Raw genomic sequence first — 24906 nt, forward strand, 5'->3', positions numbered from 1 at the left:
CCTGACTTTATGAAAAGGGAGAAAACAATGAACAGGATAAAAAATTTATTGGCAGTAAGTATATTTTCGCTTTTGATTTTGGGCATACCGGCGCTTGCTTCAGCTCAGTCGAGAGATCGTGATTATGACGATGACGACAATCGTTATGGCAATTACGGCGGCTATAACAATGGCGGTTATAACAACGGCAACTACGGCAACTCGCGTTCGGCGATCCGCGACCTCAAGCGTCACGCCAAGGATTTTCAGCGGCAGCTTGACCGCGACCTCGACAACAGCCGCTACAACGGCACACGTCGCGAAGATCAAATGAATGAGATCGCCGAACGGTTCAAAGATGCCGTCAACGATCTCAACAACAATGGTTATAATAACGACCGCAATGGCAACAATCGAAACAACACCGAATTAAGACGTGTTTTCGACCTCGCTAATCAGATCGACCGCACGATCTCTCGCTCGAATATTAGTTCGAACAGCCGCAACATTTGGTCGGGAATTCGCAACGACCTTCAGGCGCTCGGTTACAATAATCGACGCGGTGGCTCGAACAGCGGCGGATACGGAAATGGACGCGGTAATAATGGCCAGTACAACAAGCCGACTTGGTGGCCTTTTTAATGGATTGAATTAAGACTCATAAAAAGCCTGCGTCCAAACGATGCAGGCTTTTTCGTTTAGAGTTCCGCCTTTAGGCGGTCTTTTGGGTTAAAATTAGCCAACTAAAGTCGGTACCAGAACATATGCCCGGAACGCTCTACTTAGTTGCAACACCGATCGGAAATCTGCAGGACATAACTTTTCGCGCTCTCGAAACGCTCCGTACTGTAGATCTCATCGCATGCGAAGATACACGCCACACTCGCAATCTGCTCAATCATTTTGATATTTCCAATCGAACGATCAGCTATCACGAACACAATGAGCATGAACGTGCAGAGGAGCTTGCCGACCGTCTGATACAAGGCGAATCGATAGCTATCGTGTCTGACGCCGGAACGCCGGGCATCTGCGATCCAGCATTTCGTATCGTTCAGCGTGCGATCGAGGTTGGAGCGACGGTCATTTCGATTCCTGGAGCCGTCGCATTTATCAACGCCGCTGTCGCATCCGGCATTGCAACAGACTCGCTGTTCTTTGGCGGCTTCTTACCTGCAAAAAAAGGCGAGCGGCGAAAGCGGCTGGAAGAAGTGCGTGACATTCCCGCGACGCTTGTTTTCTACGAAGCTCCACATCGTCTTGCTAAGTCCTTGGCGGATTGTTGTGCGATTCTTGGCGACCGGCAGGCATGTATTGCACGTGAACTAACCAAACTCCACGAAGAGATCGCTCGCGGCTCACTGACAGACCTCGCCGAAAAATATTCCTCTGCAAGTGTTCGCGGCGAGATCGTTCTTGTCATAGATCGTGCCGGAAAAACCGAAGCAATTACTGCCAAACCCACTTCGCTTAGTGAGCGCGTTCTTGAACTTGAAAATGAGGGAAGCGACCGTAAAACCGCACTTAAAAAAGCCGCAAAAGAATTTGGCCTTGCCAAATCCGAAGCTTACCGCATTCTCGAATCCGCAAAAAAATAGCGGAACATTTCATCTTTCACGGTGTCTAATAACTAGAATTTATTTTTGGCCAAAGCAACCATTTGGACTCTTCGTGTGTCTCTGTAGCAGACGAAAGAAAAATCTGACCTGAGGTATTCGCATTATGAAAAAGATCATCCTCTCCGCGCTACTTGTACTCTCCATGTTTGCTCCTGTGCTGTTGATCTTACGTCCCGCATCGGTGACAGCTTGTCCGGTCAAGATGCCTGAAACACTCTTTCGCTTTATCGCAATAGCGATGCGATATACGCAGGGCTCTATCGCGGTTCTGAGGAACGAAAGGTAACTCATGAAGACGACGAACAAACCCTTATTGAGATCAAGAAACATTTTGACATCTCATCGACATTGAAAGGCAAGGCAGTGAAGGGAGTTACTCTCCTTGACACTTACACCGAATACGTCACTCGTAACGAGGGATTTGAAACCCTTGAGGAGGTCGATGCGGCACAAGTCGTTCCAGAGATCACTATCGATGATGGAGAAGATGTCGAACTAGCATCACGCACGTTAAAAGCCGGCGATACCGTACTGCTTTTCTTGCGCAACGATGACGAAACTAAGCGTCTTGAGCTTACAGACTGGCACGACGCCATGAAAAAACTGTCGCCTTCTGATCTGGCTGTCTATGAGGCGAGGATAAAGGAGCTTGCACCGATATTGGCTGCAGAGGAGCCTGATCCGGAAAAGATCGTGGACTGGCTGGTACGCTGTGCAGAAGATCCTGCAACCCGTTGGGAAGGAACATCCGAACTAGAGAACAGCTTTCGGGAACTCGAAAATAAGCTGAAACGCGAAGCAGAACAAAAGGCAAAGTTTGAAAAAGGTGAAGACCTCAAAACTGAATTTCGGTTTTATTACTCTCAGGCTAAGGCCGAGTATGCAGAAGCTGCCAATGAATATCATAAGCAGACCCTTGCCAATCTTTTACTCAACAATGAGTTCCAATCAGCGCCAAAACGTCCAGGGCAAGACGGCTTTGTTCGTGGCGACAGCGAACTCATACAGCTTGTTTCCCGCTGGGCTGATGATCGAATCGCCTTGGTGTTTATGAACCGGCTTCGCGGCGGAACTTATTCACCGGGGGAAATTGCAGACCTGATGGATAGCATTGCCTCTATTCTCAAGGACGATGAACTCAAGGAAATGTTAGATAGTTATCGGGATCATATGTACCAAAAAGGTGATGATGAAGTCGACGAATCAGACATCGAAGATGTGGAGGAAGCTGATGACGTTGAAGAAGCGGTTGATACTGAAAAGCCTGCTGCTGGTTTAACTGCTGGTTCTGCTGACACAAAAGCTGAACCTGCTGATCAGACAGACACAGAGGAAATTGCGAAAAGACGACCTATGACTTTCAATGAGTATCGGACGAAGATGATTAATAAATTCCTGCTCAGAGCAGATGAGGTGTTGACCAACCCCGAAGCCCTCATTAGTGAATCGAATAAAAAAGAGGAGCGATAAGCTCCCCTTTTTATTGTTAGCGTTGAGTTAATTCCGGTGGAAGTTGCTTATCGACCTTTGGACGTTCTTTGAGATCGGCCAATTTCAAGAGCGTAACAAATATTGTCCGCGTGATCTTTTCCATTTTGTTGTAGTCGATTTTGTCTGCGTGATCACCCGGCTGGTGGTAATCTTCGTGAACTCCGCTGAACCAGAACGCGACCGGAATGCCTTTGACGGCGTAGTGAAAATGATCTGAACGGAAAAAGAACTTTTCTGTATCGTTCGGGTCGTCGTATTTGTAATCGTAACCCATATTCAGGTAACCGGAATTTGCACCTTTTATAACTGAGCCGAGAGTCGAGCTCATCATTTCAGAACCGATAACATAGGTCGAATTCTCATCCGTCAGCGCTTTGTTTTTTGGATTGGTATCTCCGGCTTTTCGGCTGCGGCCGATCATGTCAATATTGAGCTGGGCGATGACATTTTTGATATCGACGGTCGGGAACTTATTAAAATATTCAGCGCCCCACAAACCCTTTTCTTCACCCGCGTGCCAGACAAATAGCACCGAGCGTTTTGGCCGTTTCGGAGTCTTTGCAAGTGCCTCAGCTATCGATAACACAGCCACTGTGCCCGAACCATCGTCATCGGCACCGTTCCAGATCTTATCCGGCCCGCTGGCATTTGGGTTTGTGCCGACATGGTCATAGTGTGCGCCGATCGCGACCATCTCGTTCTTCAAAACAGGGTCACTGCCTTCCCATACCGCAACCACGTTTTGCGTCCATTTTATTTCAACGTTGCTGGCTACGGTCATTGAGCCAGATTTGTTCAATGCAAATGCGGCCGCCGAATCCTTATTTGCCGATTCGCCGGCAAAGATAGCGTCGCCTACTTTGCTCGAAACCAGAACTACCGGAAAATCGTTCTGCTCCGCAGGAACATCGCGCAATTTTTCCGGATAAGAAGTGCTGCGTCCAATAAAGTTTTTCAGTTGCGGCCAGACTTCTTGCGTTTGCGGCGATGCGACAAGGATCATGCCCTTTGCCCCGCTGCTTTTAGCGTAGGTCAGCGGGTCTGCCCAATCCGTTCCTTTTGTTCCTTTTAGATCATCTTCCGTAACTCCGGACGGCAGAGTGGTCGCTCTAGGACCGCGTGGAAAGCCTTGACCGTAGACGACGATGATCTTGTCTTTAACATCAACGCCCTTGTATGCATCGACACCCTTCGCTTTCACCATCCATCCGTCGCGAACAAATACGAGTGCTGCATTAACCGAAGTGTTTCCCGATAATCGATAGAAGTCTTCAAGCAGCGCAAAATTCTGGCCGCCGATCTGGATCGTATTCTTAGCCGGGTCAACGGATTCTGACTTCAGCGCGATCTTTTGATAGAAAGTGCCGTTATCACCTGCCGGTTTGAAGCCCCATTTTGATAGGTTCATCCCCATGAATTTTGCTACGATGTCGAGCCCACGCGACGGCGTATCGCGGCCCTCCATCTCGTCGGATGCAACAAAATAAAGATAATCGCTCAGTTGTTTTGCCGTCACGCCCTCGGCAATCTTCTTTTCTTCTGGAGTGACCTTGATCGCTGTTTGAGCAAACGCGGACTGGAACAGAAATGTCGCTAATAATAGAAATGCAAGTATATTTTTTTTCATCTTTTATAGTTTCCGCCACAAAGCCATGAAGGATACAAACGTCTCTGCGCCTTCGTGGTGAAATTCCCTTCCTAACTACGCAAGTTTGTCCTGAATTGTTTCACGGCCCGAACCGACGATACAAATTTTGTTAGTGTTTGCGAGACTGAGCATTTCACCCCTGTCAAAAATTAGAGTTTTATTGGAGGTTATTGAAAGGCAAGTAGCACCGGCGTCGATCATCGTTTTGATCGTTGGAACACCAACCACCGGAACGTCAAAACGCATATCCTGATCGGGTTTGGCGACCTTAACAACCGTGAGTTTTCCGTTGGCAAGTTCGCCGGCACGTTTGATCGTTGCGTCGGTTCCTTCCATCGCTTCGATCGCGACACATGCCTTTGCCCTGACAACGATCGTTTGGCCGAGGTCGAGCCGGGCGATCTCATCAGCGATGTGCAGACCGTATTCGATATTTTCATTTTCGGTGTCAGTTGGTTTTCGTTTTGTCAGAACGCCATCAGGGGCGAGCATGTCTTTGATAAAGTTTGTGGAATCGATCAGCTCGATACCTTCCTTCGCGAGTTCGTTCGCGATGCCGCCGATCAGTGCGTCGGTATTACGACGCGGCAGATTCCAAAGCATCTTGACCATTCGCAGATCAGGTATCGAGCCGGAAAAAATTTGAACGTGCTTGACCTGCCCGGCCATGATCGCGTGAGTTACGTCTTGGTTCTTAAAAAACGAGATCATTTTTCCAAGCTGTCCGATACCGACCCAAGTTACGTTTTCAGCGACTTTATCGATGTTCGGATCGGTCTCTTCCCTGATCGCTACAACGGCGAGCGAAGCCCCAGCTTTTCTCGCTCCTTCGGCGACGAGAAAAGGGAACTGTCCGTTACCTGCAATTAGGCCGTATCTCATAATTGCTTTTCGAAGAGGTTCAGGTCTTCGCCGTCGGGAGAACTGAATATCCGATCAAAATGAAACCCGAGTTTCTCGAGGAGTTTATCCGAAACGTCATTGTCCTGTGAAGTGATCGCCAAGACCTTGGTAAAGCCGAGCGTGTCACGTCCAAAATCCAAGACAGCATTTGCAGACTCAAATCCATAGCCTTTACCTTCAAATGCAGGCAAAAAAGCAAAGCCAACATCGCCGAACTCGAAATGGTCGCGCTTAACAAAACCGCAAACGCCAGCTGGTGTGTTGTCGCTTTTTAGTTCAACCGTATAAAGCCCGTAACCGTGATCGCAATAGCTTTGCCGATATCGTTTCTCAATAAACTCACGCGCTTGTTCAACAGACCTCACTTTGCGGTCGCCTATGTATTTGAGAAATTTGGGCGTATTGAGCAATTCAAAAATAAACTCCGCATCGATAGCGGAGTTTATTTCGCGCAAAATGAGCCTTTCGGTTTCGAGTATCTTCACGAGTCTATTCTTTAAATGGTTCCATCTCGCCCGGCTTGCGGAGCATCTTGTTGACCTCGTCGAGATGTAATTCCTCGAGCAGGATCATCTCGCGCGCATATTCTTCTAGCGAAACAGATTTGCCATCGGCAAGCTCAAGCAGTTCGCGATAAGCCGCGAGCGTCGATGTTTCCTGTTCCAGACTTTCGCGCAAAATGTCGCCGATGTCATGCTTTTCGGTTTCAAGCAACGGGCCGATCTTCAAAGACGGATGTCCGCCAAGCATCGTGACAAATTCGCCCGCCTTTCGTGCATGCATCAAGCTTTCATCACCGTTGCCCTGCAGCCAAGACACGATCGGTATCCGGTTATACCCAAAAACCATCAAAGCATAATGCGTATAACGCACCACACCAGACAATTCCAACTCAAGGATCTTGTTTAAGACGTCTATCGCTTGTTGTTTTTCATTTTCGTTCATTCTTCAACTCCTCCGCCTAAAAAGGCTCCTCGCACGTGGGTCACCCGCACCTCGTTTCCAATAATATAAAACAAAACTCGATACCGGCCACTTATCATTTGTCGAAATTCAATTCCAACTTCTGCGGTTTCAGGCGCAATTGGAAAGCGCAATGGAAAGAGCCGTAACTGATTTAGTATTTCGTCCCGAAGCCGAAGTGCCCAACTTTCCGCAACATCAACACCCCACTCTTCGCATCCCCATAGAAACGAGTCTACGATATCGGCTTCAGCAGTGGGCGAAATAATGACCGCAAATCTTTTCATTCATCGTCAGAGATATTGTGCTTTGCGAAAAACTCGTCGAAGAATTGTTCCGCAGGTCTATGCAGTCCCGCCTCAAAATCCGCCAAGCCTCGTCTAATCCCCTCAATCGCTTCCCGCCGATCTTTTTCTCTCAAATAATCTTCGTAGCTTTCTGGATCCAAAACGACCATCTCAGCCTTCCCGTTGACAGTTAACACGATCGGCTCTCTAGTTTTTTTCAACTGCCGCATGAACTTCGAAGTGTCACGTTTGAATACACTCAGACTTTGGATATCGCGGGTGATTTTCATATCAAACCATTGTACCAGAAAGTTGCTAAATTTAGTGCGAATTATGCAATGTTATTTCAAATACTCGAGAAAAACCCAATCAGTTTTTTGTGCTCGGATGTGACAGGTTGCACAAGAACCCGTTGTTTCGCGCGATTGCAGCTTTAGATTGTCCTTACTTAAAACAAAGAACTCCCAGTCGTTAGTTTTGTCGCTAAAGCCATTCGCACGTTTTACCATAGCTATGATCGCTTCGGGTGTTTTGTCGGTGCCAGTGTCATGTCTCTCTCGAACAAGAATAGAGCCAACCGGAAAGTTAGGGATTTGCTTTTTTATCTCAGAAAGGGCCAGGGCATTTGCATATACAATTCCCTCACTTTGCGAGCCATTTTCGGAGGTTACTACGGAGGCCGTCGGAGATTGTTTAACTGGATTTTCGACTTTAAGTGAATCTTTACGCTTGAATATTGATCCAATCTTACGACCGGCCTTCGAAAAAAAATATAAAAGATCTTTGTTCTGGCCTTCCGAACTGGAAGGCTCCATACCATCAATTATAAAAGTTCAACCGCCACCGGAAGCTCCGTCGATCGTGAAAGGGGCTTCATTCGGCGGAACTTTAAGCACCGATACGAAATTAACTTTGATTGGCTCTTTTGTTACCTTGTTCCAGGTTCGGTAGCTCGAGATTTCTTCCAGTATCGGATCAGTCGCCTTAACCAATATCCTGTCGTCGGCATAAAAAAACGCGATTCCGACAAGAAAGAATACTGAAAGCACAACAAACTTGGTATGTTTTTTCATCGCATCTAGATGATAGCGCACTTACGTGCCAGTTTGACCATTTTCTGTTTGTTGCCTTGCATGATACGACGAACGTGTCAGCGGCGACGATTCAACGTGCTTGAAGCCCATCGCCTCGCCGATCTTTTTCCACTCGGCAAACTCCTCGGGCGTGACGTAACGCTCGACAGGGAGGCGTTTTTCGTAAGGCTGCAGGTATTGACCGATGGTCATGATGTCACACGAAGCCTTGCGAAGGTCACGCATCAGGTCAACGACCTCTTCGAAAGTTTCACCAAGTCCTGCCATGATCCCGCTCTTGGTCAGCATCGCTGGTTGATTCGTGTCACGCCAGTGAGCTGCCCGGGTGAGCAGTTCCATCGATTGCTCGTAGATCGCATCGGGGCGAACGCGGCGATAGAGGCGAGCGATGGTTTCGGTGTTGTGGTTGAGAACATCGGGCCGTGCTCGAAGGACGTTGTTCAGAGCTTCTTCGTTTCCGTTAAAATCGGGAATGAGCACTTCCACCTTGCATTCTGGATTCATCTCGCGCACGCGGAAGATCGTCTCAGCCCAATGCTTCGAACCGCCGTCGGGCAGATCGTCGCGATTGACCGAAGTTATAACTGCATGTTTGAGATCGAGATGTTTTACTGCTTCGGCGACGTGGACAGGTTCTTGCGGATCGAGATCCATAGGCTTGCCCTTATTGACCGCACAAAATCCACAATGCCGCGTGCAAGTGTCGCCGCCGAGCATGAATGTTGCTGTTTTGTCCGTCCAGCATTCAAAAATATTCGGGCATTTTGCTTCCTGACAGACGGTGTGCAGATTTAGGCCCGAGATCAGATCGAGTACGGCGTTCTGATTACGCGGGTCGCCAAGCTTGATCTTGAGCCATTCAGGCTTTTTCAACCGCTCACGCTGTTTGCGGTTGAGAAAATTCTGAACTAAAACCTTTTCTTCGATCATAAAACTTATTGCCGCAAAAATGCGCAAAACACGCAAAAAAGAATTATCTCATTTTTGCGTGTTTTGCGCATTTTTGCGGCTATTTTCACATCTATCCGAGCCGCGAATTGACGGCGCCCCAGTTGATGTTCGAGAAAAAGGCCTCGATATATTTCGGTCTGTCCACCGGTGCGTAATCTTTGATGAACGCATGCTCCCAGACGTCCATTATCAAGATCGGCTTGTAGCCGGCGACGTTGCCTGTTTCGTGCAGGTTGATCCAGTGGTTCGAGATCGCGCCGTTCGAAGGGTCTTGATAACAAGCTGCCCAACCGACGCCGCGCATTTTGCCGGTGTTCACAAAATCGGCTTTCCACACATCGTAGCTGCCAAAGCTCGCTTCGGCCGCCGCGCGAAAATCGCCGTCCGTCGGGTCGCCCGTGCCGTTTTTCATCATGTTCTCGAAGTAATATTCGTGCAGCACCATGCCGTTATATTCAAATCCAAAACGGCGTTTGATCTCACTAAAAGCAGCAACCTGTGTAGCATCAAGCGTGCCCGAGCCGATCATGTCGGCAATGCGTTGGTTGTAGGTATTGGTATTCGTTACATAGCCTTCGTACAGCTTAAAGTGCATCGCCAGCGTCTCGTTCGAGATGCCGGTCAGATCGCTCAGGTCAAATGTCTTTGCAGTGTAAGTAGTCGTTGTTCCCATTGAAAATTCTCCTCAAAAAATAAATTTCTTGCCGTCTCTGCGTCAAATTAGTCTTGCGGCCGTGTTCCCGGATCGATGCCCATCACGCTTGCCTGACTGATAACACGGACGTGAATATCATCAGCAAGCCTGATCTGGCACGAAAGCCGCGTAGTATCGCTGATGCCTTCTTTAGTTGAAAGTATCGCCGCCTCGTCATCTGTTCGCTCGCCGACATTGTCCGACAAGATCTCAACGCGGCATGTCGTGCATCGAGCATTTCCACCGCAGCGATGCAGAATATCAACACCGTTGTCCTCTATCGCAAGCACGAGTTTCGTTCCCGCTTCCGCATCAAATTCAACCGTTCCAGTTGCCGTTTCGGCAGTTATATGTGGCATTAATGAATATCTCCGTTAATCAGTATAATTCCAATGAATATACCTTGACTTTTGCATAAATAGAGTGAGAATCGCAAGTATGACTGTTATGAGTTTTCTCTTCCGACATAGGTGGCTGTTAATCAGCAGCTCCAACGTACTTATTCTATCTTGCACACTTTCGAACAGCCAAAGTCGAAACTATGAACTCGTTTCTAATAATGAAAACCCGACTATTTACGACCAACCGGTTACACGCTGGACTCCACCGGTTGATTATGCGACTCAATGCAATGAGTTTGAAGAAGATGAAAACTACTCTTTGAAGTCTATTCGAAACAATCTAACAGAGTCGGATGTTGTGGTTCATGCAGAAGTGTTGATGGTAAGACCAGATAGTAATGAAAGAGGTTACCGTCCATATACCTTTACTGCAAAAGTAATTGAGAGTTTCAAGGGCGAGTTAGAAGGTGGGAAAACGGTCGAATTTAGTTATGTTCTAGAGGTCGACAAAGAACCAGACGAATCCTCTTTTTTAGGGGAGAGGGTACTTTGGTTACATCGATATACGCATAATGGAGAAACGCGGTATGGGCAAATCGAATTTATGGCCGCAGAGATTCACTGTAATGTTCTTGAAAAAATTCGAAGGGCTTCGAAAAAGAAGTACTCCGAGAGCAAATAACTATCCGTCAATCCGCACTTTCTTGCCTTTTTCATCTATGGCAACGAATATGACCTCGGCCTCGGTTACTTTAACCATCACACCGGGCGTGCCGAAACGTTCCGCCTCGACATCGACGTGAATGGTGATCGAAGTGTTGCCAACCTTTAACGTCTTTGCATAAAAACTGACCAGATCGCCGATAAACACCGGTTCATGAAAGATAACCTCTTTCATTGCAACAGTAACAAATCGGTTGTGCCGCGTATGCCGCACCGCCTCAACGCCGCCCGCAACGTCGATGTAGCTCAAAATAACACCGCCAAAAACCGTCCCGTGAGCATTAGTATCCCGCGGCATCATCGTCAACCGTATCGCCGCATCTCGTATCGTTTCGTTTTCCATAATTTCTCAACGCAAAGTCGCCAAGGAAAAATCATACCGCAGATAAACGCAAATCGACGCAGATCTGTGTGGGTTATTAATTTTTATATCTTATCTGTGTTTATCTGCGTCCATCTGCGGTGAATATTCTTTATTCTCTTTTGGCGTTAAATTTTTCTTTCCGTCCAATCACGAACCGCCTCTCGCAGTTCACTCAAATGCTCATCAAAAAAATGCCCGCAGTTTTCAAACACTACGAGTTCAGCATCGGTGTTCTTTGCAACTTCTTCGACAAGCCGACGCACATTGTCGATCGCACCGAATTCGTCTCTGTCGCCGTGGACAAAAAGTATCGGCTTTCGCACCTTTGTCAAAAAATCGTAATCGCCGTATTTATCAACCGGTGTGCCGATGCTTATCAGCCTGGCGACACGTTCGTCATCGTACCCGACCTCTAAAGCAGTCCGCGAACCAAACGAAAAACCGGCGAGCGTGATCTCTTCCCCGGGATAAGTCACCTTCAAATAGTTCAACGCATCGCGGACGTCTTCAACACCGCCTTCGATCTCGTTATGCACACCTGTCGAAGCCCCAACACCGCGAAAATTAAACCTCAGCGTCGTCAACCCCGCATCGTTCAAACCCGCCGCTACACGAAACACGACCTTATTATGCATCGTCCCACCGCCCAGCGGATGCGGATGACACACAAGAGCAACACCACGCCGTTCGCCCGTCGCTTCTTTCAATATCGCCTCAAGCTGCCCATGCGAAGCCGGAATAAAAAGATTGCCTTTTGGATACATAATTCAACGCAGAGTGCACAACGCAAAATACACAATAAATCTACAATGAAAACTATTATGCACTGTGCATTGTGCATTGTGCATTGAGCACTGTGCATCATGCGTCAGATCTTTCCAACTCTGATGGTCGATTTCAGGTCGAGCAGCATCACGCCGTTTGATGTTAGTGTACTTTTCTGTTGTTCCAGAAGTCTGGGTTCCGCGGTTTGACGGGATTTTTTTTCGCGTACTCGATCTGCTTCGCCCTCATTGCGAGTTCGGCTTCCTTTTCCATCCGCCGCTCTTCGCCCGTCAACGGAGGCTTGCCGCGAGCGCCCCAATAATACTTGAACGTCACGATACCAAGCGTCGCGCTCCCCAGCAGCGTCAGCAAAAGCACCAATCCCAATATCCCGGCAGCACTCAACACGTCAACTCAAAACTCCTTCACCATCAGCCATCAACTATTTTAAATCATACTCCGCCAACTCAAATATGTCTCCCCCCGTTTGCCCCATGCCTCCTGTACCTAGCCCGCACATAAGTAAGGGCTTTCATAAATATAAAAAGCCTCGTCGAGCGATCGGCGAGGCTTTTGTTTTTCTCTCAATGCACGGCAAATTCCGCCACTATTTAATATTCACATCCGTCGGGGTCCCGGGCAGAGGTTCAGGAAAGGGCGGCACGGGTTCCGGATCTGGAACCGGTTCGGTGCCCGGGTCGATCGGCGGATCGGTGACCGGATAGGGATTCGGCTCATCATTTGGCTCTGGCGGCGGATCGGGAGCTGGTTCGGGTTGGGTTGAGTTCCGGTTATCGGGCACTTCCGGGTGTGAAACCGGATCTGTTGGCGCCCCAACCGGTGAATTGATTTCGTTGTTCATATTTTTCTCCTTGAGACAATTCTATATATATGAGCGCCGCAGATATGTGTGGTTGCATACACAAGCAGTTCACTGTCCACCACTTTTCACTTCTCACTTCTCACTTCTCACTTTCCCTCTGTCTTCCAGCGCACAGACTGGTTCGGGAGGCCGGGTTACGATGGAGTTGTAAGTAAGGAGGCAATTATTATGTCAGTAACACCAAACAAAGACGAAGTAAAAGGCAAATGGGAACAGGCAAAAGGCTACGTCAAAGACAAAACCGGCGAAGTAACGGGCAACAAAGACCTCGAAGCCGAAGGCGAAGTCCAACGCGCCGAAGGCGAAACCCAAGAAACCTGGGGCAAGGTCAAACACAAGGTCCATGACGCTCTTGATGACATTGCCGATTCTGTAAACAACTAGGCTGACACAGAGAAAAACAATGACGGAATAACATCGGTGAAAATCCCTAATAAAAAAGCTGCATCCCCGGCAGCTTTTTTGGTAACACAGTGTTTTTACCAATCTCATCTGCCATCGAAGCGCACTGAGATCCCCGTACAGCTACCATCAGCTATCCGATTGATAGGTGTTGCAAACGCTCCGGAGCTAACTCTCCAAACAGAAACGTTCGGAAGATGAAGACCGGCCACTAAACAACAACATACGGTGAAGATTTTTGGCCCAAAAGGAACCAAGACAACTCTTCGCTCTTTCAGGACTGCATACACTAAAGATTCCAACTGCACCAAACAATCATACGGTTTGGAGATATCATAACGGATTAGATGATCCGCAGGAATTGTATCCCAAAAGTATTTATTCGCGCGCTTAATGGCTCTTTCATATCTAGCATCCTGTTCCGTTGGCACAAACGCCCATATCGCTCCTGGCTCCAAATATTCGGTAACACCCACTGCCTTTTCTTTGTCATATCCAAGACCAAAAATGACGGTCGGAGAGGCGTTCAAATTGTTTGACCAACCTGCGAAAAAAGGTATAACAGGTTTCGAAAACACAATCGGGTCAATTTCCCTCGGAGGATCAACGTATTTGGCCCGCGCATATACAAAATCAACCATTATTGGCTTCCTAATCGTTGACCTCAGAAGCGTTGATATAAGGATGGCGATACGAAAACGATTCATACTAGAAATATCCACACAGACTCTAGCTTGTCCTCGCGTAGCACTCGTCACCGCTTCGTGAAGAATCGAAGTCCACCACTCCTCAAACTGAAAATCCTCAATATCACCGATTAGAAAATCTTTGCGCTTATACCATTTCAAATTCTGATCAAATGCAAACACATGGCGATCGCTGAAACTGGCTACGTGGCGATGGGTACAATTTTGCCAAATCTGGCTTGCTACGAATTTCGAACGCTCTTCGTATCCCAACGCCCCTACAAAAGAAGTATAGGTAGAGCTAAGAACCTCTTCCTCAGTGAGCCGTTCGATCGATTTCATTTTTAGCTTAGTCGTCGTCATGAAATAATTCAGCTTGGCCACTCACCCATTTTGCAGATTGTTTAAGAATTAAACTAAGACTTCGCGCCTTTCCCAGAATGAGCGGCAATCGATGAGATGGCGCGAGAAGATACGACAACCGAAATCGCTTTCCCCTCAGGGATTTTAGCAACACCTCTTCCCCCTTCTCGTTTACAAAAACTATAGCACCCGCATTTAATGCTTTCCCAAGACTTTCAACCATTTCGTTGGGCGCATTGTCATCAATAATAAACGTAAGGGGAGGATCCGCAACGAAATCATCCAAAATCACCCTCTTATTAAAAAATTTTCCGACTCGGTCAAGCAAAGTCAAAACACCTCGAGGCTCGTCACTAGGTGATAAAGGTGGACAAGGAATAGTTTGAAGATATGCACGATATTTATTAACGGCTTTTTCTACCTCCAGCCCCTGCTTATGAGCCGAAATCTTTCGAGGCCGTCGCTTAGTAGATTTTGTGAGATCAGATTGTCGTTTATAATCCTGAATTAACTGGCCAATTATTCCGATAAATAGCCTGGGATTGCCTTCGACGATTGAGAATAACGATGTTGCTCCGGCGTAGTAATGTAGATTCTTAGGTGACCTCCGTCCCGATTTTTCCAATCCTTCTCCCTTGCCTTTCCGAAATGCCTCGCGAACTGCCACTAGCGTTCGTACCTTTCTAATGCCTGCGGCCCTCTGATCCTCATTGAGGCTATCTAGGTTCTTCAAGTCAAGTTGCTTTGCGCTAATAAAATCCTTAAACGAGCGATCCTTTTTGGCCGCCTCAACGAAAACCTGCTGAAGTCGAGATTGATCCTCGTAGGCAGACCTTCCTATTCGAGGTGAATATTCACTAGATAAAGTTTCAAAATTTGAAAAGCCTAATAATTCGGATGGGTTTGATACAGGAAGGCTGTGCTCCTTAATAAGTGAATGAAATAAAGCATTACAGAATTTATACCCATCTTCCTTATGGCTATACCATAGGGCAACCTGATTATAATCGTTTCCGAGTGTCGCGATTTGATTCGAATCATCCTCTTTAGCAATTTCTCGAGCGTACGGACACATTGACAATTTCAAAATTATTCTGTTATCGAGTCCCCGAAGCGATCCTAATAGGGTTGAAACTAGCCACTCGGGTGCTAATTCAAGTTCATCAAAAAGGAGTGCCCATTTCTGAGTACTTTGCTGCGTTAAATCATTAAATAATTCAATTGCTCCAAGTGTCGCGCGAAGAAAATGAAGATTAACATATCGCGGAAGTCTGAGTTGCTTCTGTGGGTTTTCTGAAGTTTCAGTTCCGAGTTCACCAATTTCGTTCATTCGCGCCGTAAGGGCGTGTTTTACATCAATAAGACTCGGTATCGCGACATCAAGATGCCATAGTTTTGCCAAAGACTTGACCAAGACAGCTTCCTCTTTCCTGGACATCGAGACGCGATGAAAATGAACGAGGGCATCGTTTATTGGAGGGTGAACACGGTAGTGCATCGTTCTAATAAGCGAGTGAAGCACATGTGTTGTGAACGCGGCGATCGCGAGTTTGTGGCCCATGAGTGCGTCAAGTTGTTCCTTCCAACTTCGATCTGCGGGAACGAAAACCCCAACGAAATCGATACTCTCTCGATAATAATCCGCTTGCCGTCCACTCCAGGCTTCAAGGGCGGCCGGCTGCAACATTTTGAGCACTGTGGTCTTTCCACTTCCGCGTGGACCTATAATTAGTGTGTTAACGCGTTTCGAAGTATCATCAAAAAAATCAGGGGGAACAAACGTCCGCGCAACTTCCTCAGGTTCAAGATCCCGTGCGTTAAAAGACTCGAATATAGAATTGACTGGTCTCATCACATTGATTTCCCAATTTGTAAAGGGCTGGTTCCATCCGTATTTCGAGAGGTTTGAATCCCATGAGTTTCGCGTAGACGCTTAATAACCTTTTCAAGACTGTCCGGCAAAACATACTCTACTAAGGGCAGAGCCCCGGTGATTTCACTCCAACTTAGGTAAGGCTGGCTCCTGGCCAAAAATATCTCATTAATTTCCTTTGCTATCGCGTTAGGTTTTTGTCGATTTCCGAATCCGCCGGAAGACGGTAGCCCAGATGTGCGTTGAGCCAATTGCCACCCAATGTTCGGAATCCAATCCCATGCCTGAAATTTGCCAATTAGCGTATCCGATTCTAGAGGAAATGTTAGGAGGTAAAACTGATTTCTAATTCCCGTAGACGGACCATTTGGAGCACAAAGACTTCCGGCAGAGAACACTAATGCCGACGAATCGCCGGCGGCATATGCGATTCGGGGGTGGTGCTTGTGGCCATGAATTACAATCCAATCACTATCTAGTTGATCGAGTGTCTGTAGAAGTCGGTTACCTCCGCTCATGAGACTTTGATCATTTTCTTCAAGGTCACCATAGTTATGTGGATGATGATGACAGAGCAGAATATTGATTGTCCTTGGTTCCCTAGTTTCGAGTTCCACAAGTTCATTTTTTAACTGGTCAACGGTCCTTGTGCTAATCCGACCGTGTTCGTATTCTTCTGGCTGCCCACCATGGTACGCACTCGTGTTTAAGACAACAACGCGGTAATGTGGCATCGTCATTACAACATAATTTCGTGACCAGAATCGATCCCAAATATGTTCATCTTCGAAAGGAAATCGGGGCGTCAAACCTTGAAGATACCCCTTCGCATCGAAATCATTGTGCTTATGTCTGGAATCAACATCATGATTTCCAGGAGTAACGAATAACTCTGACGCGCCAAGTTCACTCTTAAGAGCCTGTAGCTTTTGCCAAGTATAATTTATACCCGCCGGACGAGCTTTGTCCCCCATGTCACCACAACACATGAGGATGTTTGACCTTAATGCGGGCTCTGTATGGATTAAATGTGAAAGAGCGGCGATTGGATGTCGATTGTGCGGTGTTTCCGAATCAAGTGTGCAAAGAGTGGAAGGCGGAGGCTCCTTGTCGATGGGGTAATCATATGCGTGCAGATCACTTACAACTGCAATTGTCAGACTTTCAGCCACGATGAAGCCCCCCAACAAAAAAATTCGATACGAGTACTTCTATGACCGATGTTCTATGTTGTGAAAATCCAGCGATGTGGCGCCGCACTCTTAATCGAGTTTGATTCCATGCTTTCGGAAGTAAATCGACTAAAGTCGGACATTCCACATATGACAATAGAAAGTGTGCTCCCTTATTTTCAATTTCGTGCAGAGCCTCAACCAATCTAGTTATGTCGGCAACCTGAAATGAACCTACACCATATTCACCGGAATCCCGTTTCCCAGGTACCGCATAGGGAGGATCCAGATAAACAAAATCTCCCGCAGTGATATCGCTGAGACAGACCGAAAAATCTCCACAACGAAGTTCTGCATTCCGAAGTGCGACTGACAACCTGTAGAAGATACTCTCTTCTTGTATACTTCCGGTTTTTACTCCACGGGGAACATTGAAATAACCGTGCCTATTTGTTCGATAGATCCCGTTGAAACAATATCTGTTGAGGTAGATAAATCTTGCGGCACGGTCTATTGGTTCCAAATCATTAGGATTGAGCTGACGCTGATGGTAATACGTTGGTTCATCATTTGGTATACTGCGAGCTTTTCGGGCTAACAATCGTGGATGCTCCTTAATAACCTGATAGCAGTGAAGCAACTCAGGGTTTATGTCGCCTAAGACCGCCTTCGGCGGATTCAATGCACAGAACAGACATGCAGATCCGGCAAATGGCTCAATGTACCTTAGATAATCAACAGGCGCATGCATGACAAGATCCGCGAGAATCTTTCGCTTACTTCCTGCCCATCGGAGAATGGGATTCGACCATGGCTGAAAAACAGTAGTTGTCACTGAAAAGGAGTCTTAGCAATTTTTTGATATCAATGTAGTTTATCACGACATAGGTCAAAGTCAAAACTAGACGTCACCATTTATTATGTGCTTTTCGGCGGAGGGCGTTCTCAATTCGGAGTTCGGATTACTGAATGAGAAAAACCTTGGCGGAGTCATGGGCGGTTGAGGCGCTCTTTTTGGTCTTGTTTTAGTTTGTGGAGTAAGTCGGTGATGACGGGGTTGCGGTTTTGGTCGGCGATTTGTTGGATGATGTAGCGGGGTTTCATCATCTGGCTCCAGTGGTTAGTGAAGCGGCCGGGGATTCGTGCGCATGGGCTGTGTGCAATTTTTGCTTCACCGCGAACGGGACCTCTCGTAGTAAGGTAATCGCAGTCTTCGTCGAGGCCGATAGCCTCTCCGCAGACATCGCAAAGGACCTCATGTGTAGTGCCGCGTCGAGCTTCGGTGATTCGTATATGCATAGTTCGCCTCAACCTTAGAATAGCGCAAAATAGCTGTCCATCCATCATTCCGTTTACTAAAAAATTGTGCTGGCGTGTGCCGTGCCGCGAGTCGACGAAACGCGGAAATGACGAGTTCGATGTGTAAGCCTCGAACGGCGACTACGACGAGAAGATATAACCGACGTGCGTGTGGATATAGGACGAAGGCCGCTCTCGATTTTGCCAAAAAACGCGTGTCGTAACGATGGCTTTTTGGGGGGTCTCCGATGGCTTTTTGACCCTCTCCGATGGCTTTTTGGGGGTTGTTCGATGGCTTTTTTTGCGTTCGGGATCTGGGATTGTCGATAACTCCTTTCGTTTCTGTGACATGCAAAAATATACAAACTAAAATAGTGGTTTTCGCGATCTGATCGACGCTCTCGTCTGTTATCTAAACTCTCGTCAGTTACATTCGGCATTATCAGCTTCATTTCCATTGTCAAAAGCGTGTTTTTTTAGGTGAAGTTGCCATTTTCCACTTAGCGCCGTTTCGTGATACTTTTTCATTTGATCTACCTTTTCTCTGACCGCGCAGCTCAGGTCTTTTTTCATGGAAGAAATCGTAAACGAAACGCCGGAAACACCAGCCGAAGATCTCGCCCAACCCAAGCAAAGTTGGAGCGAATTCCTCGAAACGGAACAAGCCGTCCGCGTTATATATCTCATTTTTGGCTTCTGTGCGATCGCGATGGTGATGACGTTTCTGCAGACGCGCACCGACGCCATTTGCTGCGGCGATTGGGACGGCTATTATCACATCAAATGGTCGTCGCTGCTTTGGGATAACTTCAAGCAGGGCAAGTGGTTACCGACTTTTGAATGGCTGCCTTTGACGGTGCTAAATCCAAAGGATTACGCCGACCATCACTTCCTGTTTCATCTATTGCAGATACCGTTTTTGTGGTTTTTTGAGCCCGTTACGGCGGCAAAAGTCGCGGCGGTTTTCTTTTCGACACTCGCGATCTTTTCCGTCTATTGGATGCTGTTTCGCTACGGCGTCAAGCACCAATTGCTATGGCTCGCCGCCATAATGACGTGCTCAAACGCCTTTTTCTATCGGATGAATATGGCAAAGGCTCCGCCTCTGACCATTATCATTTCGGTGCTCGGCATCCACCTGCTGTTTCAGCGTAAATACGTCTGGCTGCTGCCGCTAATGTTCGCGTTTGTATGGACTTACAGCCTGTTTCCGCTGTTGTGGCTTGCTGCCATCATCTGGACGATCATAATTGCCTGGAACGAGCGTAAATTCGAATGGCAGCCCCTCGGTTATACGACCGGCGGAATGATCCTTGGCAACATCATCAACCCGTATTTTCCGCAGAATATCTATCTTTTTGTTGAGCATTTTACACAGAAGTTCAAGATCGGCGGTGATTTTGAAGTCGCTGTCGGCGGCGAATGGTACGCGTACACAGGACAGGAATTGCTGTTAAGTTTTCCGGTCGCCTTGCTGGCGATGCTGCTGGGCTATATCTTCTTTGTACCGCGAGGCGGCAAACTGCCCGAGAAAGCGGCCTTTTTCCTCGCTTTCACGACCCTTTTGCTCACGTCACAATTTCGTTCAAAACGTTTCGCCGAGTACTTTCCGCCATTCGCGATCCTTTTTTTCGCCTTCAGTTGGCTCGCCTTTAACGAGATAAAGTCCTGGGAATTTCTTTCAGAAAGCCCATCCGAGGACGAGAATTCCGAGCCTCCAAAACAGCCTAACGAATGGTTGGTTGCAGCTAAACAGGCGTCCGTGTGGGTTTTGGGCATCGCACTTTGCGTCTTTTGGATGTATAACCTGACCGGGCTGCATTCGTTTGGATTCGACGTGCCGGGAATGATCGACAACATCTCCACCAACGAACCAGCCGACAAATATCGCCGCGCTATGGAATGGGCGACCGGCCTTGATGAGACCGGCGCTGAAAATATCCCGAAAGGCGAGAGGATATTCAATTGCACCTGGGACGATTTTCCAAAGCTGTTCTTTTTTGACACAAAACATACCTACGTTTACGGCCTCGACCCGAATTATCTTTACTCGGCCGACCCCGAGCTTTACAAACTGCTCAAAGACCTGACCGAAGGCAAAACGGACGATCCGGCACCGAAAATACGCGACCGTTTTGGAGCAAATTATATTTTTGCCGACGCCAAAGAAAACGTAGACATGATCGCAAAAGCGCTCGAAAGTGGTTGGGTAGAAACGATTTACGAAGACGATGAAGCTCGTCTATTGATGATCCGCGAAACCAAAGGCGAACCACCTGATGACTCGTCTGACAGTGAGCCGGAAACAACAGAGGAGAAAATAATTCTTGATACAGAAGATGGCAACGCGGAAAATTTAGATGCAAATCTCGATGAGGAAGATGAAGCGAATTAGACTGTGTACGATCTGCTTTGTCGTATTGCCCGCTGTATTTTCGGCGGGTTGCGGGGCAAACGAGGGTGTTTTGCGTTCGGGAAACGAAACGCCAATACAGGTTGTCGAAGATAAACCGTCATTTGAAAAAGACCTAAACGCAATGCATACGGCCGGGTTTACTTCTATTTATGTTCTACGACGACGTGACGGGAAGACCATCGATGCGGAAGATGTGCGTGTGATAAAGGAACTGACTGTTGATACAAATCGGCGCGTTAAAAGTGACAGCGACAAGGCCGTGTTGATCGGATCAAATTTCGAAATGCCAAAAGAGAGTTTGTCTGAACTAAATGCCCGGTTTTTGGTGGAAGATCGTTCTGCACCGCCAGTTAACGACGCAAATACCAACTTAAATTCAAACAAATAAGCTATAGTGAATAAATTATGGCTGACCAACAATCGCCGGATATCAACCTCGCCAATACAGAGTACATAGAGAACGAACCTACACAACATCGTGTCCACCTAGACCCTTCATCGCCGACTGTTCGTTCGATCGTTCGGGTCGTGATCATAACGTTGGTGATTCTCTTTATCGCCGGTTCGGTCCAGAGCATCGTTACTTCCATCACGCCGCTCATATTTTTGATCATTCTCTCAGTCTTTACGGCATATCTGGTCGATCCGCTGGTTCGAGTTATCCGACTGCCTTTCAAAGTCCGTAATTTTGAAAAGTTAATGCCGCGTTCTTTGGCAATCGTGATCGCATATATCGTTGTGTTTTTGGTATTGGGCGGAGCGATCTCTTATCTCGCTCCACGTGTAGTCGATCAGGCCAAAGAGTTTGGTACAAATTTGCCGACATATGCTCAGGCGATCAAAGAGCGTTCAAATGACATCAATCGCCGTTTTGACCGGTTAAGAGTGCCTGACGAGGTCCAGGCAGAGTTAAACAAAAAGGTCACTGACCTTGGAAGTGATATTACTACCTCGGTGGGAAATTTTGTTTTGCTGTCCGTGACATATCTACCTTGGTTTTTTCTTGTACCGATACTTTCGTTCTTTTTCTTGAAGGATGTAAATCTATTTCGGCTTGCAGTGCTTAGGATGTTTCCCACAGGCCGCCTGCGTGTCCGAGCTGAATCTATTCTGGAAGATGTAAATAAAACGCTTGCCGCATACACACGGGCACAGCTTATTTCGTGTTTTCTGATCGCTATACTTTGCACGCTGGGGTTTTATTCTATAGGCCTGAAATACGCGCTTTTATTGGGAATCTTGGCCGGCATATTTGAGTTTGTTCCGCTACTTGGCCCTTTGACGATCGGCATAATTGTGACCTTAACGGCAGCTGCGTCTGACGACCCGTGGAAGGCTCTCTATGTTGCGATATTTCTCATAGTTCTGAGGCTCGTCCACGACTATGTGACATATCCGCGCATTGTCCGTGGCGGTATACATCTGCATCCTTTGGCAATCATTCTTGCTGTCCTCGCCGGCGAACAAGTTGCAGGCATTCCAGGTGTTTTCATCGCTATACCTATCGTGGCGGTCGCGACCGTCATCTACCGGCACATACTCGAGCATCGTGGACACTACAGCCTCGTCTCAGGCTGGATAGAATCAAACGAAACTCAAAAAGAGGAGACCGTCTAAAATGTCACCACTAGCCTGGCTTATAATCTTCTTTTTTGTCCTGTTGTTTTTGAGCATCGCCGTTTATGTGCTCGTGGTTCGATTCTTTTACTGGGGCGACAAAAAACAACCACCATCGAAAAAAGGCTAGAGCATTGCCGCAAACGCGGGAGCGTCGTCGACCGTGATCATTATCTCAACAACATAACAGGGAATTTCAAATTTCACACCCATTAATTTCACAGCATCTTTTGCAGTGGTCAAGAGCAATTTGGCATTGTTTGCGCGGGCCTGCATCGTGATGTCGTCTATGTTCTTTTGTGTATAGACGTGATGATCACGAAAAGGATGACTTGCCTTGATCGAAAAGTTGTTCAACTTTAACTGCTTGAAAAAATTCTCTGGATTTCCAATTCCGCAAAACACAAATGCGGCGATGTTTTTGATCGTTTGAAGATCTTCAGCCGGCACATGTTCTTCGCTTTGCGTTCTTTGCGCCTTTGCGTGAAAACTTTCTAAACTATCAACACCTAGAATCTCGGTTCTAGCCTCAAAAATCGCCGCATCCAGAGCCAAATCTGAAATTTCAGATCTCAAATTTGAAATCTCAGAGATCAGATCTGCTCTCGTTATAATTACAATGTCTGCACGTTTGAGATTTGCGACCGGCTCGCGCAAACGTCCGGCGGGAAGCATATTTCCGCCGCCAAAAGGATCAGTTGCATCGATACAAACGATATCGACATCGCGTTTAACTTTGCGATGCTGAAAGCCATCGTCGAGTACAAATGCCGTAATGCCAAATTTTCGCTTCGCCCATTCCGCAGCCGCAACTCGGTCAGCGTCGGCGATCACGATCGCTTTTCCAATCAGTCGCTGGGCTAGTTCAAAGGGTTCGTCACCAGCTTCATGCGAATCGGCAAGAACGGTCTCGCCGTCGCAAACCAGCACACGCTGTTGTGGATCCTTGCGGCCGTATCCGCGCGTCAAAATGCAGACACGTTCACCGCGATCAGCTAAAATCTCAGCAACATACAGCGTCAGGGGTGTTTTTCCAGTGCCGCCGGCAGAAATATTGCCGATACTGATCGTCTTTGCTCCGAGGTCGAACGATTCAAAGATGCCGAGATCGTAAAGACGATCTCGCACGTCAATGACTTTTCCGTAGATCGATCCTAATAACGACAACATCGTCGTTAATTATCAATTATCGATAACGAACAACCAACCGCGAACGGCGAACTATTTCTTATTTGTAAGTTGTATCAATCGGTCGAGTTTATTCTGGGCCATTCCGCTGTCGATGCTTTGTTCGGCGAGACGGGCTCCTTGCATAGGATCTTTGGCAATGCCGCCGACTACGAGAGCGGCGGCGGCGTTTATGACGACCAGTGAACGGGCTTCATCGCGGTTCCGGCTTGCGAGCACATCAGTGATAATGCTCGCACTTTCTTTTGGAGAATCGGTTTTCAGATGGCCAATCCTACTGCGTTTAAGGCCAAAATCCGACGGCGAAAGTGAAAACGCTCGGACCTGTCCGTTTTTAACAACAGCAACGGATGTTTCTCCATTAAGAGTGATCTCGTCGAGGCCATCTTCGCCATGAACAACCCAAGCGTTTTCGGCTTTCATCAACGCGAGGGCTTTTGCAACCGGCTCGACCAGCGACTTGTGCCAAACGCCGATAACGTGATGCGAAACCGCCGCAGGATTTGCCAAAAGGCCAAGCACATTTAAACACGTGCGAATTCCGAGACGCCCACGAACATCAGCGATCCGTCGCAGCTCGGGATGAAATTTTGGAGCCAATAGAAAGCACAGCCCGACACCGCTAAGGCTCGCTTGTGCAGCGTCAGATTCGGCAGCGGCCTTTACACCAAGCTCTGTTAAAACATCAGCACTGCCGGATTTGCTGCTTACACCGCGGTTGCTCTGTTTTGCGATCGTTAGTCCTGCTCCGGCGGCGACAAATGCAGCAGCTGTCGAAATGTTAAATGTCTTTGCGGATGAAGATCCTGTACCGGCTATATCAACGGCTTTTTTCTGAGACCTGACTTTGATCGCCAGTGAGCTGACCACGCCCGCCATTCCGGCAAGTTCTTCGAATGTCTCGCCTTTTGCGGTCAATGCGGTCAGCGCGGCGGCGATCTGGATCGACCCAATTCCCGTATCTGTCATTGAGCGGAAAAACTTCGCCGCGTCGAGCATCGACAGATCGTCGCCGCGCATAAGGCGCGCCAGAAAAGGGAATAAAGGTGTTTCGGCTTTCGGATTGGTTGCAGAGATCGGCGCCGAATGCAGCCAGTTTGATTTATTTTCAGACATATTGCGGATCGCAGGACTTGCGAGAGAAATGGATGAAGGGTGTTAAAAAATACACTTTTCCCACTTATA

31 protein-coding genes are annotated in these 24906 nt (G+C 47.6%); 8 read left to right on the forward strand and 23 right to left on the reverse strand.

The window, feature by feature from the left end:
- Positions 1–27: 27 nt before the first annotated feature.
- Together IPL32_10770 and rsmI are read left to right on the forward strand one after the other, a co-directional pair.
- Positions 28–621 (forward strand): hypothetical protein, encoded by a 594-nt coding sequence (locus IPL32_10770; GenBank protein ID MBK8466302.1) that lies wholly within the window; start codon positions 28–30, stop codon positions 619–621.
- A 122-nt stretch (positions 622–743) separates the two neighbouring features.
- On the forward strand, positions 744–1577 hold the full coding sequence (rsmI, locus tag IPL32_10775; protein MBK8466303.1) for a 16S rRNA (cytidine(1402)-2'-O)-methyltransferase: 834 nt from the start codon (positions 744–746) through the stop codon (positions 1575–1577).
- A gap of 39 nt (positions 1578–1616) precedes the next feature.
- Here the strand turns inward: rsmI and IPL32_10780 are convergent, their stop codons facing one another.
- The gene (locus IPL32_10780; protein MBK8466304.1) at positions 1617–1928 is read right to left on the reverse strand and encodes a hypothetical protein; all 312 of its coding nucleotides are present in this window, start codon (positions 1926–1928) and stop codon (positions 1617–1619) included.
- Positions 1929–1946: 18 nt separating this feature from the next.
- On the opposite strand from IPL32_10780, the gene IPL32_10785 reads away from it, so the two are divergent.
- Positions 1947–3068 carry a hypothetical protein gene (locus IPL32_10785; GenBank protein ID MBK8466305.1) on the forward strand — a complete coding sequence of 374 codons (1122 nt, stop codon included), beginning with the start codon at positions 1947–1949 and terminating at the stop codon, positions 3066–3068.
- A gap of 16 nt (positions 3069–3084) precedes the next feature.
- Here IPL32_10785 and IPL32_10790 read toward each other — a convergent pair whose 3' ends face one another.
- The 11 genes from IPL32_10790 to IPL32_10840 all read right to left on the reverse strand — a co-directional run bounded on the left by IPL32_10790 (position 3085) and on the right by IPL32_10840 (position 9988).
- The gene (locus IPL32_10790; protein MBK8466306.1) at positions 3085–4716 is read right to left on the reverse strand and encodes a M20/M25/M40 family metallo-hydrolase; all 1632 of its coding nucleotides are present in this window, start codon (positions 4714–4716) and stop codon (positions 3085–3087) included.
- A 75-nt stretch (positions 4717–4791) separates the two neighbouring features.
- Positions 4792–5619, reverse strand: a complete 828-nt coding sequence (gene lpxI / locus IPL32_10795; GenBank protein MBK8466307.1) for a UDP-2,3-diacylglucosamine diphosphatase LpxI — start codon at positions 5617–5619, stop codon at positions 4792–4794.
- Positions 5616–6125, reverse strand: a complete 510-nt coding sequence (locus tag IPL32_10800) for a GNAT family N-acetyltransferase (GenBank protein MBK8466308.1) — start codon at positions 6123–6125, stop codon at positions 5616–5618. Before IPL32_10800 ends, lpxI begins: the two co-directional genes overlap by 4 nt.
- Positions 6126–6129: 4 nt before the next feature.
- Positions 6130–6585 carry a bacterioferritin gene (locus IPL32_10805; protein ID MBK8466309.1) on the reverse strand — a complete coding sequence of 152 codons (456 nt, stop codon included), beginning with the start codon at positions 6583–6585 and terminating at the stop codon, positions 6130–6132.
- Positions 6582–6890: a type II toxin-antitoxin system RelE/ParE family toxin gene (locus IPL32_10810; GenBank protein ID MBK8466310.1), complete on the reverse strand. Its 309-nt coding sequence runs from the start codon at positions 6888–6890 to the stop codon at positions 6582–6584. The genes IPL32_10805 and IPL32_10810 overlap by 4 nt, the downstream gene beginning before the upstream one ends.
- Positions 6887–7180, reverse strand: coding sequence for a type II toxin-antitoxin system Phd/YefM family antitoxin (locus IPL32_10815; GenBank protein ID MBK8466311.1), 294 nt, complete (start codon positions 7178–7180; stop codon positions 6887–6889). Before IPL32_10815 ends, IPL32_10810 begins: the two co-directional genes overlap by 4 nt.
- Positions 7181–7231: 51 nt before the next feature.
- Entirely contained in the window at positions 7232–7705 is a 474-nt protein-coding gene (locus IPL32_10820) for a cytochrome P460 family protein (protein MBK8466312.1), read from the reverse strand.
- Positions 7706–7723: 18 nt separating this feature from the next.
- The gene (locus IPL32_10825; protein ID MBK8466313.1) at positions 7724–7963 is read right to left on the reverse strand and encodes a hypothetical protein; all 240 of its coding nucleotides are present in this window, start codon (positions 7961–7963) and stop codon (positions 7724–7726) included.
- 21 nt (positions 7964–7984) lie between these two features.
- Positions 7985–8914, reverse strand: a complete 930-nt coding sequence (lipA, locus tag IPL32_10830) for a lipoyl synthase (GenBank protein MBK8466314.1) — start codon at positions 8912–8914, stop codon at positions 7985–7987.
- Positions 8915–9005: 91 nt separating this feature from the next.
- Complete coding sequence (locus tag IPL32_10835; GenBank protein MBK8466315.1) at positions 9006–9608, reverse strand: superoxide dismutase; 603 nt, start codon at positions 9606–9608, stop codon at positions 9006–9008.
- Positions 9609–9655: 47 nt separating this feature from the next.
- On the reverse strand, positions 9656–9988 hold the full coding sequence (locus IPL32_10840; GenBank protein ID MBK8466316.1) for a (2Fe-2S)-binding protein: 333 nt from the start codon (positions 9986–9988) through the stop codon (positions 9656–9658).
- 79 nt (positions 9989–10067) lie between these two features.
- Here IPL32_10840 and IPL32_10845 point away from each other — a divergent pair, with 79 nt between their 5' ends.
- Positions 10068–10652 (forward strand): hypothetical protein, encoded by a 585-nt coding sequence (locus IPL32_10845; protein ID MBK8466317.1) that lies wholly within the window; start codon positions 10068–10070, stop codon positions 10650–10652.
- Here the strand turns inward: IPL32_10845 and IPL32_10850 are convergent, their stop codons facing one another.
- The 4 genes from IPL32_10850 to IPL32_10865 all read right to left on the reverse strand — a co-directional run bounded on the left by IPL32_10850 (position 10653) and on the right by IPL32_10865 (position 12684).
- Positions 10653–10991 carry an acyl-CoA thioesterase gene (locus IPL32_10850; GenBank protein MBK8466318.1) on the reverse strand — a complete coding sequence of 113 codons (339 nt, stop codon included), beginning with the start codon at positions 10989–10991 and terminating at the stop codon, positions 10653–10655. It abuts the gene before it with no gap.
- A gap of 191 nt (positions 10992–11182) precedes the next feature.
- Positions 11183–11821: an alpha/beta fold hydrolase gene (locus IPL32_10855; GenBank protein ID MBK8466319.1), complete on the reverse strand. Its 639-nt coding sequence runs from the start codon at positions 11819–11821 to the stop codon at positions 11183–11185.
- Positions 11822–11984: 163 nt separating this feature from the next.
- Positions 11985–12230: a hypothetical protein gene (locus IPL32_10860; protein ID MBK8466320.1), complete on the reverse strand. Its 246-nt coding sequence runs from the start codon at positions 12228–12230 to the stop codon at positions 11985–11987.
- Between the two features lie 199 nt (positions 12231–12429).
- Positions 12430–12684: a hypothetical protein gene (locus IPL32_10865; GenBank protein ID MBK8466321.1), complete on the reverse strand. Its 255-nt coding sequence runs from the start codon at positions 12682–12684 to the stop codon at positions 12430–12432.
- A gap of 189 nt (positions 12685–12873) precedes the next feature.
- Between IPL32_10865 and IPL32_10870 the strand changes: the two genes are divergently transcribed.
- Positions 12874–13089, forward strand: a complete 216-nt coding sequence (locus IPL32_10870) for a CsbD family protein (GenBank protein MBK8466322.1) — start codon at positions 12874–12876, stop codon at positions 13087–13089.
- A 104-nt stretch (positions 13090–13193) separates the two neighbouring features.
- On the opposite strand, the gene IPL32_10875 is transcribed toward IPL32_10870, so the two are convergent.
- The 5 genes from IPL32_10875 to IPL32_10895 all read right to left on the reverse strand — a co-directional run bounded on the left by IPL32_10875 (position 13194) and on the right by IPL32_10895 (position 18500).
- On the reverse strand, positions 13194–14135 hold the full coding sequence (locus tag IPL32_10875) for a hypothetical protein (protein ID MBK8466323.1): 942 nt from the start codon (positions 14133–14135) through the stop codon (positions 13194–13196).
- Positions 14136–14142: 7 nt separating this feature from the next.
- The gene (locus tag IPL32_10880) at positions 14143–16008 is read right to left on the reverse strand and encodes a hypothetical protein (GenBank protein ID MBK8466324.1); all 1866 of its coding nucleotides are present in this window, start codon (positions 16006–16008) and stop codon (positions 14143–14145) included.
- Complete coding sequence (locus IPL32_10885; GenBank protein ID MBK8466325.1) at positions 16008–17201, reverse strand: metallophosphoesterase; 1194 nt, start codon at positions 17199–17201, stop codon at positions 16008–16010. The genes IPL32_10880 and IPL32_10885 overlap by 1 nt, the downstream gene beginning before the upstream one ends.
- On the reverse strand, positions 17194–18036 hold the full coding sequence (locus tag IPL32_10890) for a Dam family site-specific DNA-(adenine-N6)-methyltransferase (protein MBK8466326.1): 843 nt from the start codon (positions 18034–18036) through the stop codon (positions 17194–17196). The genes IPL32_10885 and IPL32_10890 overlap by 8 nt, the downstream gene beginning before the upstream one ends.
- A 155-nt stretch (positions 18037–18191) precedes the next feature.
- Positions 18192–18500, reverse strand: a complete 309-nt coding sequence (locus IPL32_10895) for a hypothetical protein (GenBank protein MBK8466327.1) — start codon at positions 18498–18500, stop codon at positions 18192–18194.
- A 571-nt stretch (positions 18501–19071) separates the two neighbouring features.
- Between IPL32_10895 and IPL32_10900 the strand changes: the two genes are divergently transcribed.
- From IPL32_10900 to IPL32_10910, 3 genes are read left to right on the forward strand one after another with little or no spacing between them, the layout of a single operon-like run.
- Positions 19072–20895 carry a hypothetical protein gene (locus tag IPL32_10900; GenBank protein ID MBK8466328.1) on the forward strand — a complete coding sequence of 608 codons (1824 nt, stop codon included), beginning with the start codon at positions 19072–19074 and terminating at the stop codon, positions 20893–20895.
- A complete protein-coding gene (locus tag IPL32_10905) occupies positions 20882–21304 on the forward strand; it encodes a hypothetical protein (GenBank protein ID MBK8466329.1) in 423 nt (140 codons plus the stop codon). Before IPL32_10900 ends, IPL32_10905 begins: the two co-directional genes overlap by 14 nt.
- Positions 21305–21321: 17 nt before the next feature.
- Positions 21322–22533, forward strand: coding sequence for an AI-2E family transporter (locus IPL32_10910; protein ID MBK8466330.1), 1212 nt, complete (start codon positions 21322–21324; stop codon positions 22531–22533).
- A gap of 126 nt (positions 22534–22659) precedes the next feature.
- Here the strand turns inward: IPL32_10910 and lpxK are convergent, their stop codons facing one another.
- Both lpxK and trpD read right to left on the reverse strand, forming a co-directional pair.
- Complete coding sequence (gene lpxK, locus IPL32_10915) at positions 22660–23703, reverse strand: tetraacyldisaccharide 4'-kinase (protein ID MBK8466331.1); 1044 nt, start codon at positions 23701–23703, stop codon at positions 22660–22662.
- Between the two features lie 51 nt (positions 23704–23754).
- Positions 23755–24837, reverse strand: a complete 1083-nt coding sequence (trpD, locus tag IPL32_10920; GenBank protein MBK8466332.1) for an anthranilate phosphoribosyltransferase — start codon at positions 24835–24837, stop codon at positions 23755–23757.
- Positions 24838–24906 lie beyond the last annotated feature (69 nt).

This window comes from Chloracidobacterium sp., from assembly GCA_016711345.1.
In the GTDB taxonomy this organism is placed as follows: Bacteria; Acidobacteriota; Blastocatellia; order Pyrinomonadales; family Pyrinomonadaceae; genus OLB17.